This window comes from Alteromonas sp. KC3 (assembly GCF_016756315.1).
Taxonomy (GTDB): domain Bacteria; phylum Pseudomonadota; class Gammaproteobacteria; order Enterobacterales; family Alteromonadaceae; genus Alteromonas.
On record NZ_AP024235.1, the window covers coordinates 3,144,162 to 3,159,306 of the forward strand.

Consider the following 15,145-nt stretch of genomic DNA (forward strand, 5'->3'; position numbering starts at 1 on the left):
TTAAAGTTAAATTAAACATGGAATTACTTAAGCTTATAGTGGTTGAGTTGGTATCACCACTAAAGTTTTCATTCTTACTAATGCTCTTAGCGCTGCTATTAAAAATAATGAAGCGTGAACGGGGCTGTTACTGTGTGAGTATATTTGCAGTAGCGTGGTTGTTACTTTGGTCGCAACCCTACGCTAGTAAGTTACTGCTAAGCAAAGTGGAGTATCAATTGCCCACTCACGACGATACCTCTCTTGATAGTCCTGACTACATTTTTGTTCTTGCTTGCTATTACAATACCGAAGGCGCTCTACCAGAAATAAGCCGGTGGCAAGAGTGCTCATTGCAAAGGAATGTAGAAGCAGCGAGACTTCACTTCTTAACAAAGGCGCCAATAATAATCAGCGGCGGCTATTTCTTAGACGACGAGAAAGTCAACTTCAGCGACAAAGCCGCAGATTTTTTTCAATCGTTAAACATAAATGCATCTGAACTTATTCTTACACGTCAAGGAACAAACACTCATGAGGAAATTGTTTCAGTAAAACCATACATTACTGATAAGAACATCTGGGTTGTTTCGTCAGCTAGTCATATCGCTCGAATTAAACTGGAACTTGGATCGACTGCAAATTCAGTAACGTACTTTCCGGTTGATTACCATCACAATGGCGACACAACATTTTTCATCACATGGCCTTCAGAAGAGTCACTTCAAAATGCGAGGAGGGGGTTATACGAACTTTTGGCGAGAGTTAAATATAAACTGCTAAATTAGTGAGTTATACGAAAGTAGTGAATAGAATAAAGTGTGACTTATAACGAATTATTGGTTCCGCATTGTAAAGATAATCTGCTAAGCTTAGAAAACGTTAAAAATAAAAATGATTGTGTATGAGTAACCAGAAACAGAAAAGCGTACTCGATAGAGTCACTCAACTTGTGGGTAAAAATAACAAGTTGGGCAAGTTGTTGTCTGGTTACAGCAAGCTTAAAGAAGCTAGCTATATCTCAACGCATTTCTCGACCTACCTCACGCCCTGTGTTGCGCTTGAAGAAGAGCTTCGTAAAGAAGTATTCAAGATTAGACATAACGTTTACTGTGAAGAGCTTGGGTTTGAGCCAATAAAAGATGATGGATTAGAACTCGATGAGTTTGACGCCTTCTCACTACACTGCTTAATTCAGCACGTAAGCTCAAAAAACTATGCGGGCACAGTGAGAATAGTTCGACCTACTGAACCCCATCAACAGTTGCCTATAGAAAAGTACTGCTTAAATTCAATTACCGACGACAAACTGAATCCAGCGAATTTCGCCAGAGAAGATGTGTGTGAGGTATCAAGGTTGGCAGTACCCAAGCAGTTTAGACGCCGTCAAATGGATAACCATGACGGTGCAGCGGTTGGTATCATTAACCAACAAACCTATTCAGAAACTGAGTTGCGCTGCTTTCCGTTTATTGCTGTCGGATTGTATTTTGCAGCCGCTGGCTTAACGATAGAGAATAATATTAAACATGCCTATGTAATGATGGAGCCTAGATTAGCGAGAAGCATGGGCTTTGTGGGTATTAAGTTTCAGCAGATTGGCCCTGTGATTGACTATCACGGAAAGCGCGCCCCTTATTACATAAATCAAAAACTTTTAGAAACTAGTCTTTCACCTAGCTTTGCCAAAATGCTTGCTGATATACGGAAAGGGTTAAATCAAAAACATTGACTCTTAACTTATCCAAATAATACCTATTAAAAAACACGGCAATGCCGTGTTTTTTATTGCTCTTAATTCTTGAAAATTAATTCCAGTAATCAACAGACACAAAAAAGCCCAGCTACTGCTGGGCTTTAATATTTAGTGTGCTACGCTTTCGCGTGACAAGTCGTTAATTATGCTTTACGACGAGTCATCGCACCTAGACCAACTAGCGCTAGACCAAACATAGCGATAGTAGAAGGAGCAGATACTGTAGCAGCTTCAACGTTACCAGAACCACGTACGCTGTACTCAGAAATGTTTAGGTCAGCAGGTGAAGCAGGAGCACGGCTGTTATCGTCGAAAGTAGACGCTAGACCAAATGCATCAGCTTCATACGCACCAGCGAAGAAGTCAGAGATGAAGTTAGACTCAGCGATACCGCCAATTACTTCACCGTAGAACAATGTTGTACCAGAGATTAGTGGCTCACCAATGGTTGCATATGCTGGGTCAGCATAGTATTGGAAGTCACGTAGGTTTAGGCTTAACCATAGGTCGCCGTCAACTGCGCGCGCAGCGTGGTCAGTCGCGTCAGCAAAGTTATCCATTTGCGCTTCGTCGAATGCACCGCCTGTTTGAGCGTAATCAACATAAATGTTCAACCAGCCGTTAGTAGAGTCGATTGGCGCATTCGCATTTTGAGGGTCAAAGAATAGACCACCAAAGCTGAATGTAAGCTCACAACCATTACAGTTTGGCTCACCTAGACCATTACCTAGGTTGAATTTACCAGCACCAACTAGCTCTGGTGCATCACCACCTGCGTAAGCATTAGAAATGCTTGAAAGAGTTGGAGAAATTGTTTCAGCTGAAACAGCAGTATTTAGGTCAGCAACACCAGTAGTGTTAGTAACTGTCCACCACTGTGTGAAATCGATAGTAGCGCTAAAGTTTGGAAGTCCACCATCTACTTCCCAAGACACACCACCAGCTGCACTTACTACACCAGCGTTCGCTGCAGAGCTTGCTGCTAACATTGCGGTTGCTAATAATAATTTTTTCATAACGTCCTCATTAAAAGAAAATGGTTTCATTCTATCGATATTAGTAAAGCAACCAGCGTGCCAACTTTTATGTCATTGATTTTAAACAATTTTCCAAAAACCCATTTTATCAATGTAAAAAAACCAGACAGTTTAAACAGGCTTGCTATTTAGAATGCGATTAATTTCCTTATCCAACTCAGCTGAACGTCCAGTAAGTGGAGACAACATATTCTCAGCACGGCCCATTTTACCAGCTGAAACCAACGCTTCGGCATAATGCAACAATATAGAAAGGTTGGTTGTAGCCAAGTTGTGTGCCTTATTCAAGATAGCTTCAGCCTCAACCACGCTATCTAACCTTAGGTAAATCATACCTAGGGTATCGAGGTAATCAGGGTTATCCCCTTCTATTTTTACTGCTCGCTCAGCGTATTCTAGTGCCTTATCATTTCTTGAATTAACATGATGCAACCACGCTAGATTATTAAGCACCATCGCACTTTCAGCGCCATTTCTTAACAGTCTTTCATAATGCATGATTGCTTTGTCATGATCTGTTTTTATATAAAGCTCTGCAACATATAGAGAAACACGTGGATCAACACCATTTGTATTTATGTAATCTTCACAAGCTTGAGTTGCCTTCTCTATCGCTTTTTGACCGCGATACGCCTGAAGCAACAACATGAGCGAGTCATATGTCTTGTATTCGTTATAATACGATTCTAATTTCTCTTGAGCTTCATCAAAATTCTCATCAGCTAGCGCGAGGCGTCCAGCAATGAGGTTATATGGCAACCCAGCTTGTGCTAATGAAGGCGTGCTATTTATGATTTTTCTAGCACCGCGAATGTCATTGGTGCTTAATAAGGTCGACGCTAGTAGCAGTTTGATATCGTTATCATTTGGAAATGCCAACTGTGCTTTTCTTAGAATACGTACTGACTCGGCGTAATCGCCATCTGCCTCGAACAAATTTGAAGCCAGTAACACAGCTGGCTTGTAATCAGGAACAATTGTCACCCATTTTTTTGCGAGTTTTTTTGCAGCTTCATCATTACCTAGTACAGACTCAGCCTTGATCAACGTTAGCCAAAATATAGGTTTTGCAGCACTATCGACCGAAAAGTCAGACAGAACACGTTTTGCTTCAGACGCTTGCCCCTGATTGAAAAGTTCTGATGCATATAATGAAGCTATGTTTACATTTTGCTCTTCTTGCTCATAAGTGCGTTTTAAAAACGTAAGTAATTCTTCGTCTCTTTCCATAGAAGACAGCACTTTTATATGTGTGGTCACCGCAATTACTGAGCCTGGTATTTGATTTTGCAGACGCTCAGAAAACGCAAGTGCTTGTTCATACTGTTCCGCCTCAATATTCTCATTAATAAAATAGAACAAGGCTGGAAGCGAATTTTCGTCAAGCTCAAACAACAAATTGAATTTTTCAGATACATCTGGAGCTTCTTGCTTTAACGCAATAAATGCTTCGATCACTTTGGCGGTATAAAGGGTTTCTTCAGACTGTGCAAAGTCATCTGCAATCTTCCCAGCTTTATCAAATTCATTGCGAGACAGGTAAAAAGAGGCCAATGCAGTTTTTACTGAATCAGAAGATTGCGCCTCATCGAGAGATTCTAAGTTAGCTAGTGCATTCAAATCATCTAGAGCAAGTTTATTAATATTGAGCTCAACAAAAGTGTCAGTTTCACCCTCAACTAAGTTGTCAAAGCGTTTTAGCACTGAAAGTGCCTCATCTGATTTATTAGTGCTAGATAACGCCTTTGCTGCAGATGTGTAGAGCGGCAAGTCACTGAGCGAAACGTTATTCATTTCTTCTAACGCTGAAATCGCTTTTTCCTTATACCCAAGGGCTAGCAGCGTCGATGAATAAATACGATACTCTGGAGAATCTTTGCTTAACACTCCAGCAATCGATTCGAAGTGATTGTGTGCCTGCTCAAACGCTTCAAGGTTGTAAGCGCTAATTGCAGCTATCAAACGCGTTCTAGCATTATCAACACCGTTTTGTATTGCTTTCTCGGCAAACGATTTACTATTTTCAAAATCTTGTTTTTCAAAACTAACAACCGACTTGAGGTAGTTTAGGAAACCTTGGTCTGGATATTTTTTTAATAGTGGCGTGATTTTAGATTCTGCTTTTTCAAATTGCTTGTTTCTTACTAAAGCGTCCGCGTTTAATATTTGAAACATTGCAGACTGCCCAAACGCGCTCGCTAGCTTAGCAACAGCATCGAGAAAGACCTCGTGTCTACCTTCATACATAGAGTATGTCGCTAGTTCATAGAAATATTCGTTGTCGTCACCGTCCTTTGCACTTTCTATACAATCAACAGTTGTAGTGGCACCGCGCTTTGCCGCAGATATACATTCAGCGACTTTGAAAAAACCTTTTGAATCGGGAGTGGATTCGGGCATATCAGCATCGCGCCCTGCTTTGCTAGCATAATAGTACGCAAGGTCTTTCGGTAACTTGCTCTCATGTGAAGACAGTACATTATTTATCTGTTGAAGGCTGTCAGTAAACAGCAAAGACTGAAGCCAGTACCTAACTGTGGTAGCGTCAATATCATCTGCATTTTTTAGCTTTTCAAACTCTTTAAGCGCACTTTCAAACTCACCTTGGAAATAATAAGCGGTACCAAGTTGCAGGCTTGCAGCACTGGATGTACCGCTATCCAGAAGTACATTCTTGGCAATGAGTTCTGCTTTTTTATATTCCCCTTGCTCGATAGCCTGTTGAGCTTGTTTCAACTGTTCTTCAGAAGTTTCACTTGAACATCCGCTGATAGATAAAGTACCAGCAACAACAGCTGAGAGAACGCTAAGTCTGAAAGGTGACATGTTTAAATTCCTAATTCTTATTGTAGTAAATTGATGTATAGCGAGCAGACATGGCTTGTAGCGAGTAACTGCTCTTAACAAGTTCGAATGACTTTTTTATTTTTTCTTGTTGTTCAGGCAAGTATTGTAAGGAGCGTAACAAATGATCTGCTAACTCCTCTGCCTTGCCGGGCGATGAATATGCAACGTAAGTGTCGTCAACAAAATGCCTTATTCCCCCGACATCCGTTGTTACAACAGGGCAGCCTACCGCCATCGCCTCTAAAATAGTCATGGGCATGGCCTCATAATGTGAGGACAGTACAAAAACGTCGCTCGTTGTAAGCTGCTCTCGCACATCCTCACGATACCCCATAAAGTCTACAAATTGTGCAACCTCTAGCTGCGCAGCCTCGCGCTCAAGATTTTCACGTTCAGGACCATCCCCTACTATCTTCAATCTTGCATTAGCACATTTATCGTGAACAATTTTAAACGCATTGAGGAGCAGAGTTTGATTTTTAACAGGGTCAAGCCTACCTACAGTACAAATAATAGGTGATGTGGGAGCCGTTGTTTTTATATTTGAAAGCGAGTCAGGTACTTCAACGCCATTTTGGATAAGGTGTAAACGATTTGGTTTTACACCAACCACCTTTGTTACCCAATCCATTAGGTCTTGAGAAACTACAACGTAGTCATTGATGAAGAATGATGACACTTTACGAATAAAGTTATTCTTTTTGTTTAAACCGTCTTGGGCATCGCCGCCATGTCCGTGATCACTGTGAACGCGCGTCTTTACTCCAGCAAGAAATGCGGTAACGTGATACTCAATAGTTCCGAAGTTGTAGGTATTTATTGCATCAGGGGAGATCTTCTTCAACAACTTATATAAGCGATAATGACAGCCTATATCTTTGCCTGGTTTTTTGTCCAAACAGAATATTTCGACGTCGGGAATGATACCTGCCGTCATTTCGAACTCAGGAATTAGCGAGATAATGATGTGTTCAACATCTTCGTACGAGCCATTGATGAGATTTACAATTACTTTCTCTAACCCTCCGCACCCCATACTGTAAACAAGATGCACTACCTTCTTTTTCATTGACTCACCGATTCTCATTTTCCATACTGAGGTTAATATGATGCTGGAATACTATATTCGATTTAACAGAAGAAAAACATTGTTTTGAGTGAAACCATCCCATCGTCCGAGATTATCGTTAAGTCTCATAAAGTAAATTCCACGGCACAACTTCTCCTTTTAGAAAATAAGTGGACCACACTTTTTAATCGTGCTGATAGTGCATTCTTTTTGAGTTGGCGTTGGATAGCCAGTTTTGCTCACAATGCATTGGATAGTGGCTATACACTCTACCTCACCGAGGCTGTGCATTGCGATGAAACAGTTGGTCTAGGCCTTTTTGTTAAAACACAAGAAACCCGAAATATTCTATTTCGCTATACACAATTGTATCTTCACAAAACTGGTGATGACGCACTGGATAAGAGTTGGATAGAGTACAACGATTTTGTGCTTGATGCGCGTGCCCCAAAGGCTATTCGCGCGGCAATGTGGTCTTTTGTCACCTCTCATTTCCTTGACGTTGACGAGTTTATTTTAGGCGTTAGCGAAAAAGGCGTGTGCGATGAAACAAGTGCAATTCTCAAAGATTTCTGGGTAAGAGACTACCTTCATTCAGTTGGATACAAGCTGCCAATAAGTGCTGACGGCGATACCAAGTACAAAAGTGCACAAGCACGCTCTCAAATTAGAAGAAGTAATAAATTAATTGAGCAGATGGGTATCGCTTTTACCGTTTCCAGAGATACTAAGGACTATTTGTCTGCACTTACTAAATTGCAGCCAATGCATGAAAACACGTGGCAAGAAGAAAGCGGATTTTGCACCGACACTTTCGTCAGTCACATCGAATTACTAGCAAAATACAACGACAGTACTGAACTGATTAGTGCCGAATTGTCAGATGCAAACAATGTTGTTGCAGTGCTGATTGGATTTGTGCACAAGGATACGTTTTATTACTACTTATCAGCCAACGAGAATAGTACCAATAACAAAATAAAATATGGTCTCAGTCTTCATCACTTTGTGATTCAGTGGTGCTCCCAACAAGGCTTAAAGCATTACGATTTTTTGGCGGGAGATTACCGCTACAAGCGTTCATTTACTGACAACACACTTCAGTTCAGCTACTTATTTTTTCAACGCCCTTCTTTAAAGACGAAACTTGAGCATTGGTTAAGAGGAATAAAAAAAAGGCTATTCTCTAAGGAATAGCCTTTACAATATGTGGCCCGATTATTTTGGTAATTGGTATTGGCAGCTTTTGCCATACTTTTATTGCCAAACCAAAACTTTCGTTATCAGGAGACAAGTCGGGAAGATCTTTCCCTTTTGGTACATAGTGGTACCAATAACATTGCTGTGGCTGTGCCCCCCACTGCTTTTTAAACTTGTAGGTACCCGCATCAACTGTCGAGCGCCCAAAATCAAACTGCTTAAAGCCGGTTTCAATGGCATAAGAAAGAATTTGCCAATACAAATACATGTTTACTGAAATTCTATTGGCATAGCGCACAGTACTTGCCCACGGAATTTCTAATCGATCTCTATAATGCATTAAAAAGCCTGTAGATACTGGCTTTCCTTCCCAATACACAACGCAGATTTTTGTGTTTTCAGGAAATATTTCAAATATGCTCTCGAACAATTTTTTACTGTAAACAGGTGTACCTAAGTCTCGCATGTTGATGCAGAACACTTCGTAAAAATCATCAACTAATTCTTTCCCACCAATTTTGTGGCTTACACCTTCTCGAATTGGCCGTTTAATTTGAGAGCGACGTTTCGAACCAATCGATTTACCTAGCGCATCTTGTGATTCTGGTAAATCTAAAATCATATTAACTTTGTGCGTAGCAACTGGGAATGCCTCTGGCATACACTCAGAAGAGCAACGATACTGAACATGCGACACGTTCAGTTTATCTGCAATGTCTGTCGACGCGTTAACCAGCGCCGAGGCTATCTCTTCGCTATCAGCTAAAACGCCTCCGTAATTAAAATACGGCATAGACACCAAAAAGTTACCAAACACTAAACTCTTTAAATTGACGAGAGGCAAAACACCTACAATTTTCCCACTAGAGTCTTGTGCCTTTAGGTAACGAGGAGTTTGACCTAAAGTTTTTCGAATAAGTCCAGCCCAATCGGCTTTGTGATAAAGCGTCCCTTCAGGATGTCTATCAACGTAGCTATCCCACGCCGCTGCATCACTGTCTGAAAATTCACTCACAACATAAGATGCGTTGTTTCCATCAATCATTTTGTGCTTCACCAATAATTCTTATTCTGTCCATTACAATTTGTTTTTCATGGATTTGAGGTAAATAGGGCGCTGATGTAACGTGTGCTTTTGCTCTAGACATATACCACAAATTGCCTTCAACAAACTCGTTTGGGTTATTAAAATCCCCAACAAATACGTTACCACTTATAATACGTTCATCTTCCAAACGACTTCGCACCAATACATTTGCTTGCCTGCGGTCAAAGAAAATCAAGTTATCCTTAATTACTATTTTATTAATCTCAAACTCTTGTTTAATTCTCTTTTCCAACCCGTAGGCAATGAGTTGGCTATTGGAAGAGTTGTTACCCTGCTGAAGTATGCTGTCGCGAATTATAAGCTCGCCGTAATTTGCCATATCAATTAAACGGCTATCTACCCCATCTAGGGCAGCAATGATGCTATTTTCAATAATAACCTTCTTTGAGCGAGACTTAATTCCCGACCCCTGCATTTTGGTACTCAAAATGGAAGAGTAGCGAAAATGCAATTCATCAGCTTTGATATACAACGCATGAGCGTAACCATTGCGGTTGCCAAGCCTTTCAAACCGAGAATATGACACCTCGACTTTTCCTGCATCACCGGCGGTCATAATGCCCGATTCACAATCATGAACATGTATATCACGCGCAACAAGGTTAGCCCCTTCAAAACGGATACATGCGCCATTACCCGCGGGGGCTGTAATATTCGCGCACTCTACTGACTCTACCTCTACGTTATCCCCGGTAAGAACCAGAGCCGCTTTGCCATCGGCCAATGCACCGTCAAAAACAACACCTGGCTCACCTAATATAGCAATATTACTCGCCTTGATGTATGCACCTTCGGTATACACGCCAGCCTCTAAATAAATTCGACTGCCATCTTTTATGCTAGAGATTGCACTTTTCAATGATGCGAATGGTTTACCGTCTACGAGCACACCATTCGCCGACGCATTAAAAGCCAATACTGACAATGCTAAGTACAAAAAGCCCTTTTTAGCGAATTCCATTACCCTAGTTCCTTGCTAGATTAGTTGCTTTTTGACTTCCCATTATTCTGCCCTACCTTTTGCTATAATTACAGCCAATAATGCGTAAACTATACACTTATCAATTCACTTCAATTCATTCACCATGTATTCTGGTTGCAATATTTGATTGAAGGTAAGCACCATAACACAAGCTGCCTAACTAGAATTGACTCGGGAATGGAAATATATGCTTTCTGTTGTATTAAAAGCAGTGGATGCCGTTAATAAGATAAAGCTTAAAAGTAACCCTCTCCCAGTGTTGTATTTTCACAGAGTACTCCCCACTGCCACTGCGTTCTGCCCAGACGATTGGCACCTTGATAATTTTCAATTATTAATTAGAAAGCTGAGTAAGCACTTTACCTTGATGTCACTGGAAGATGCATTGCAGTGCCTAGAAAATAATACACTTCCTAGTAACGCCCTGTGTCTTACGTTTGATGACGGGTATCAGGATAATTATGAATTAGCAGCACCTGTTATCGAGTCTGTAGGAGGCAAAGCCAGCTTTTTTGTTTCGACACAAGGTACTGAACGTGGCTACCTATGGAACGACGAATTGTTAGAAATAGTAAAGTGCACCGAAGCAAAAAGTTTAGTGTTTCATGGCAAGCATTTTAACCTTGATACAGAAGAGCAAAAAGCCGCCGCTTACTTATCTCTTGTCGGTCAGTTGAAAGTACTGCCCAATAGCACACGAGACAGCCACCTAATAGAATTACAACAAACTCTTGGTAAGGCAGAAACGCCACGGTGCATGATGACAGCATCTCAACTGGTTGAATTACAAAACAGAGGTCATTGCATTGGCGCCCATACACACACCCATAGTATTTTGGCTTATCAGGCAGACGATGTAGCTTTCAACGAAATCGAGCTCTCTGTGAGGTTTCTTAACAAGCTACTTCCCAAAAATGTAACGTGTTTCGCCTATCCAAATGGTTGGTTTGGTCGAGATTTCAACGAACAACATGAGGAGATGTTGCGGCAAAGCGGTGTAGCGTATGGTTTTGCCACCAATGACGGCGGCATTACGTTAAACAGCCCCAAAACAAGACTTCCCAGATTTATGCCTCACAGAAAAGAGCTCAATCAGTTTTGTATTTCAATAAAAAAAATAGCAGGAGAGAAACTCAGTGACTAATCATGGCAAAACACTTTTAATGATAGCCTTTGAGTTTCCCCCTAGTAACGGAGCGTCGGTACCTAGAATAGAAAGCTTCTATCGTTACTTGAAACAATGGGGATGGAAAGTTGTTGTATTGACGGCCTCTTCTAAGGCCTATCAACGCATTGATAATAGCTATCAAGACGGTAAAGACGACTTAGTTTATCGAGCGATGGCACTTGATGTACCACGACATCTATCAATAAAAGGGAAATACCTATCTTCAATGGAAATGCCTGATAGATGGGGGTTAACGTGGATCCCATGTGCACTTGTAAAAGGCAAAAAGCTGTTGAAGCAATACAAACCCGATGTAATTTGGTCGTCATCGCCCATTCCCAGCACACATTATATCGCTCAGAAATTATCTTCTGAAGGTAACATTCCTTGGGTTGCAGATTATAGAGACCCATTTCATTACATGAACGGTTCTGCAGGCAAGCGCCTTGACAAACAGCATAAAAAAATAGATTCACAAACATTAAAGCAAGCCAGCACGCTTACATTTGCCACGCAACAAGTACGCGACTTGTATTGCAAAGAATATGGCGACTTAGTAAGTGAAAAAAGCATGGTAATTGAGAATGGTTTTGACGAAAGCAACTTTAAAAAGTTAGCCGAGTTACCCGCTATGGAATCTCCGTTTTCAACTGACAAGTTTAGTTTATATTATTCAGGCGTATTGTACCCCCATGGCAGAGATCCTAAGCCAATCTTCAGTGCTCTTGCATCATTGCAACGTGAAGGAAAGATCAACGAAGACAACTTTGAACTTATATTTCAAGGCGCTGGTGATGGCCAAGACTTTCATCATACGCTTAATGAATTAGGTATAGTAAACCTTGTCAAATTTATTCCTCCCGTTCCTTTCATTAACGCTTTGTCTAATATGATGCAGTGTAGTGCACTTTTACTTATACAGGACGAAAGGTTTAACAAGCAGATACCTGGAAAACTTTACGAATACTTGAGAACACAGAAACCACTTTTGGTTAAATCTCCTACAGGTAGCGCTACGCAAACTTTAGCCGCAAATCACGCTGGTGTAGTAAGTTGCTATTCTGAAGCAGAATCAAAAGCCGCACTTTTGGCTATCATTGAACAGCAATCCGCTGAAATAAAAAGAAATCTTGACGGTCACAGTAGAGAACACAAAGCAAGACAATTGCACAACGCGCTTATAGCACTGGTTTAGGTTGAGAATGAATGCTCATAACTAGTTTCTTAAACACACACCCAATGTAACTTGAACAAAAAATGTACATATCTACACTTGTAATCACTTTGTTGTTAGGTGCTTTCAGGAGTAGTTGTATGAAGAGCCTATTGAGTGTTTTTACCGCTGTTACAGTAAGTACAGCACCCGTTATTAATGCAGAACCCGATGTTTTTATGTCGTTCGATTTCCAGAACGGTGAATTAGAGCGCGGCTTTGACGATTGGTATTATTCGGATAAGGGAGAAAATCCCTGCCAAATATACAATGGCGAAGCGCAATCTAAGCTTTGTCGAGCAGATGGTTCCAAGTTTTATCCCTATTATAATGAAAGAAACTCTGATCATATGGGTTGGCTTCAATACGGATATATTGACTCAAGTTCTGAGTTTTCTGTCGAAGGAACATCGCTTCGAGTTCATCTCACAGGCGGAATGTATAAAGATGCTAACGGTAACTCACAATCCGATGGCACACCGCTTAGAAGTAAAAAAGAGTTCGTCTCTGATGAAGACTTAGGTGTACAGTCGCTTCTACCAGGCGATATAGCCTTATATTACAAGGGCCCGACACCAACGAGCAAGATTGAACAATTTTCGGGAAAGAACCGCTTAACTGTGTGGGTTTTAATGCCGAGAAATAGTGTAGATATCGATAAGTATTCTGCAGAGTTCTATAATTCACCAGTCAAAAGCTTTTCGTTTTATCCATTTGTAGATACGAGTAAAGGTGCACATTACTATCACCACGCCGCTAATATTCCTATGGGGGGATGGACTAAAATACAGTTTGATGCAAGCCCCACTCACAAAAATAGTGGTGGTGTTAACGACCTTCACGCATTCGCTGAGGGCGGGACAGAATATGCAGGCAGCGGTACAGATTATTTTGCCAATATTGCGGCATTTAACCTTCGAGCTGATTTTTCTAAATATTTGCCAGCAAACAGTGTGTATTACATTGACGAAGTAAGCACAAATTATAAGCCTTACGAAAACGAAGAAACTATCAAAACGCTTGCAGTAGGCTACTCGCCCGATTCAAGCGAATTCGACATTTCTTTTGAAGATAAATATCGTTGTTTAGATTGCTCAGCAAAGTATGAGGTACGGTACTCTTTCGAGCCAATTGACAATAGCAATTTTGAGGGCGCATTCACACCAGCTTTTGTCACAAATTTCGACAGAAGACAATCAAATGCAGAAGGCGTTATCTACAAACCTAATAATGGCTACAATCTACTTTGGGCATCTTTGAAACTAAGAGGTGAGCACCTTACGTACCTATCGGAACGTAGCACTGTCTACTTCGCCGTTCGCGATATTTCAGAGCGCGCTGAAGGTAATTATTATGAAGAAGACAATATGCTTGTTGATGTTCCAGGAGTTGGCCAGGTAGCGAAAAAAAACCTTGTTAAGACTATCGACTACACTATTGTAGATGTTAATTACCCATTGCAAATCAAGACGTCTGAAATCAATCAACCGGTTGTTGGTTATAATTACGAGCAGGAAATTGTGGTTGAAGGTGGTAAAAGCCCCTACAATCTTCAAGCAATAGGGCTGCCCAATGGCCTAACGTTAGAGGGCAACAAGTTAGTTGGTGTTGCATCACAAGCAAGCTCCGACACCGTCATCCTTTCTGCGATTGATAACGTAGGCCAAACAACTGATGTTGAGCTAGAAATAGATGTACGAACTGAAGACCAATTGAGAGTTGGTCAATGCAAAGTGCTAGTAGAGTTCGGCCAAACCTATTTACCATCAAGCTACTTCGACAGCGTTTTTCATGACATATACACGGGCGTATATCAAAGTGGAATGACGACTTTAGTTGGTTCCAACGCGGAGTATAACTATCAAGGGATCTCAGGCTCAGGCATCTATCTGGATGCAGGCGATAAAATAAGACTTGTTTGGAGAAATATTGGCGAAGACGCTATTTCATTTGCTCCACGCCTTTCTTTTTCAGTACAAAATCGATTTAACCAAGCAGAAAGTCATGAGTGGATATCGCTAGATATTGCGAATGCAACGAGTGGAAATACAACCGTTTCCGAGCTAATGGTACCTGCGCCATTAAATCCGTACAGCATTAATGTAAATAGCAACTTTTCTAACAACAAAACACTTTTGTTAGAAAGAATCGAAGTGGTAAGTGCCCAATTCGACCAATCTGATTATTGTGAAATGCCAATAAACTTTACGAAGGCGATAGAAGCGCAAGCATCTCAAACAAGTGTGGTTTTGGCAGACTTTTCTTTACAAAACTCGAGTGAATTCGAACTTCATGAAAGCCTAAACTCGGTATTTATGGATAACTACACGGGGTTTTACGAACAGGGGCTCGGAATAGTAATTGGAAATAACGGAAAATATAACTACCAAGGAATAAAAGGTGACGGCATTAATATTGAAGCTAATGCGCAGTTAAAAGTTACCTGGAAGAATTTTAGTAGCGAAGAATTAGTGTTTGCACCAATGGTTTCTTTTGATTATGAGGGTAGACAAATTCATGGGGGCACTTGGTTTGAGCTATCACAAACAACAGTTTCTGGCTTCGATCAAATCGCGCAAGAGCCTGGCACAGGGTACAGTCAGTTTGAATTGGCTGATTTAAACATTACATGGTTAGATTTAATAAATATAAGTTCAAACGTATCAGTTAACAGTTCGCTAGTTGTCGAAAAAATAGAGCTAATTTATGGCGCTTAGCGTCGCTTTCGAAGTATATGTCTAGGGAGCCCAAATAGGGCTCCCTTGCTTTATTAGCCCTTTAAATTT

The 15,145-nt window shown here is 40.9% G+C and carries 11 protein-coding genes; 6 read left to right on the plus strand and 5 right to left on the minus strand.

Going from position 1 to position 15,145, the window contains the following annotated elements; genetic code table 11:
• Positions 1 to 17 precede the first annotated feature (17 nt).
• Complete coding sequence (locus tag JN178_RS14040; RefSeq protein ID WP_202262080.1) at positions 18 to 767, plus strand: YdcF family protein; 750 nt, start codon at positions 18 to 20, stop codon at positions 765 to 767.
• A gap of 116 nt (positions 768 to 883) precedes the next feature.
• The gene (locus tag JN178_RS14045) at positions 884 to 1,711 is read left to right on the plus strand and encodes a PEP-CTERM/exosortase system-associated acyltransferase (protein WP_202262081.1); all 828 of its coding nucleotides are present in this window, start codon (positions 884 to 886) and stop codon (positions 1,709 to 1,711) included.
• Between the two features lie 167 nt (positions 1,712 to 1,878).
• On the opposite strand, the gene JN178_RS14050 is transcribed toward JN178_RS14045, so the two are convergent.
• From JN178_RS14050 to JN178_RS14060, 3 genes are all read right to left on the minus strand, one after another.
• The gene (locus JN178_RS14050; protein ID WP_202262082.1) at positions 1,879 to 2,751 is read right to left on the minus strand and encodes a hypothetical protein; all 873 of its coding nucleotides are present in this window, start codon (positions 2,749 to 2,751) and stop codon (positions 1,879 to 1,881) included.
• A 132-nt stretch (positions 2,752 to 2,883) separates the two neighbouring features.
• Positions 2,884 to 5,598 carry a tetratricopeptide repeat protein gene (locus JN178_RS14055; protein ID WP_202262083.1) on the minus strand — a complete coding sequence of 905 codons (2,715 nt, stop codon included), beginning with the start codon at positions 5,596 to 5,598 and terminating at the stop codon, positions 2,884 to 2,886.
• A gap of 10 nt (positions 5,599 to 5,608) precedes the next feature.
• Positions 5,609 to 6,688 (minus strand): glycosyltransferase, encoded by a 1,080-nt coding sequence (locus tag JN178_RS14060; RefSeq protein ID WP_232369572.1) that lies wholly within the window; start codon positions 6,686 to 6,688, stop codon positions 5,609 to 5,611.
• Positions 6,689 to 6,772: 84 nt separating this feature from the next.
• Here JN178_RS14060 and JN178_RS14065 point away from each other — a divergent pair, with 84 nt between their 5' ends.
• Complete coding sequence (locus tag JN178_RS14065; protein WP_202262085.1) at positions 6,773 to 7,885, plus strand: GNAT family N-acetyltransferase; 1,113 nt, start codon at positions 6,773 to 6,775, stop codon at positions 7,883 to 7,885.
• Here the strand turns inward: JN178_RS14065 and JN178_RS14070 are convergent.
• Positions 7,875 to 8,945: a FemAB family XrtA/PEP-CTERM system-associated protein gene (locus JN178_RS14070; protein WP_232369573.1), complete on the minus strand. Its 1,071-nt coding sequence runs from the start codon at positions 8,943 to 8,945 to the stop codon at positions 7,875 to 7,877. The two genes, JN178_RS14065 and JN178_RS14070, sit on opposite strands and share 11 nt — an antisense overlap.
• The gene (locus JN178_RS14075; protein ID WP_202262086.1) at positions 8,926 to 9,957 is read right to left on the minus strand and encodes a hypothetical protein; all 1,032 of its coding nucleotides are present in this window, start codon (positions 9,955 to 9,957) and stop codon (positions 8,926 to 8,928) included. The genes JN178_RS14070 and JN178_RS14075 overlap by 20 nt, the downstream gene beginning before the upstream one ends.
• 208 nt (positions 9,958 to 10,165) lie before the next feature.
• Here JN178_RS14075 and JN178_RS14080 point away from each other — a divergent pair, with 208 nt between their 5' ends.
• The 3 genes from JN178_RS14080 (at position 10,166) to JN178_RS14090 (ending at position 15,076) form a co-directional block, all read left to right on the plus strand.
• Positions 10,166 to 11,122: a polysaccharide deacetylase family protein gene (locus JN178_RS14080; RefSeq protein ID WP_202262087.1), complete on the plus strand. Its 957-nt coding sequence runs from the start codon at positions 10,166 to 10,168 to the stop codon at positions 11,120 to 11,122.
• Positions 11,115 to 12,341, plus strand: coding sequence for a glycosyltransferase (locus JN178_RS14085; protein ID WP_202262088.1), 1,227 nt, complete (start codon positions 11,115 to 11,117; stop codon positions 12,339 to 12,341). The genes JN178_RS14080 and JN178_RS14085 overlap by 8 nt, the downstream gene beginning before the upstream one ends.
• Before the next feature lie 119 nt (positions 12,342 to 12,460).
• Positions 12,461 to 15,076, plus strand: a complete 2,616-nt coding sequence (locus JN178_RS14090) for a hypothetical protein (protein WP_202262089.1) — start codon at positions 12,461 to 12,463, stop codon at positions 15,074 to 15,076.
• Positions 15,077 to 15,145: the final 69 nt, after the last annotated feature.

What these genes read in the sequence shown, in the direction of transcription:
- JN178_RS14040 (WP_202262080.1), top strand. Translation starts at nt 18, where the DNA reads ATGGAATTACTTAAGCTTATAGTGGTTGAGTTGGTATCACCACTAAAG.
- JN178_RS14045 (WP_202262081.1), top strand. Translation starts at nt 884, where the DNA reads ATGAGTAACCAGAAACAGAAAAGCGTACTCGATAGAGTCACTCAACTT.
- JN178_RS14050 (WP_202262082.1), bottom strand. Translation starts at nt 2,751, where the DNA reads ATGAAAAAATTATTATTAGCAACCGCAATGTTAGCAGCAAGCTCTGCA.
- JN178_RS14055 (WP_202262083.1), bottom strand. Translation starts at nt 5,598, where the DNA reads ATGTCACCTTTCAGACTTAGCGTTCTCTCAGCTGTTGTTGCTGGTACT.
- JN178_RS14060 (WP_232369572.1), bottom strand. Translation starts at nt 6,688, where the DNA reads ATGAAAAAGAAGGTAGTGCATCTTGTTTACAGTATGGGGTGCGGAGGG.
- JN178_RS14075 (WP_202262086.1), bottom strand. Translation starts at nt 9,957, where the DNA reads ATGGAATTCGCTAAAAAGGGCTTTTTGTACTTAGCATTGTCAGTATTG.
- JN178_RS14080 (WP_202262087.1), top strand. Translation starts at nt 10,166, where the DNA reads ATGCTTTCTGTTGTATTAAAAGCAGTGGATGCCGTTAATAAGATAAAG.
- JN178_RS14090 (WP_202262089.1), top strand. Translation starts at nt 12,461, where the DNA reads ATGAAGAGCCTATTGAGTGTTTTTACCGCTGTTACAGTAAGTACAGCA.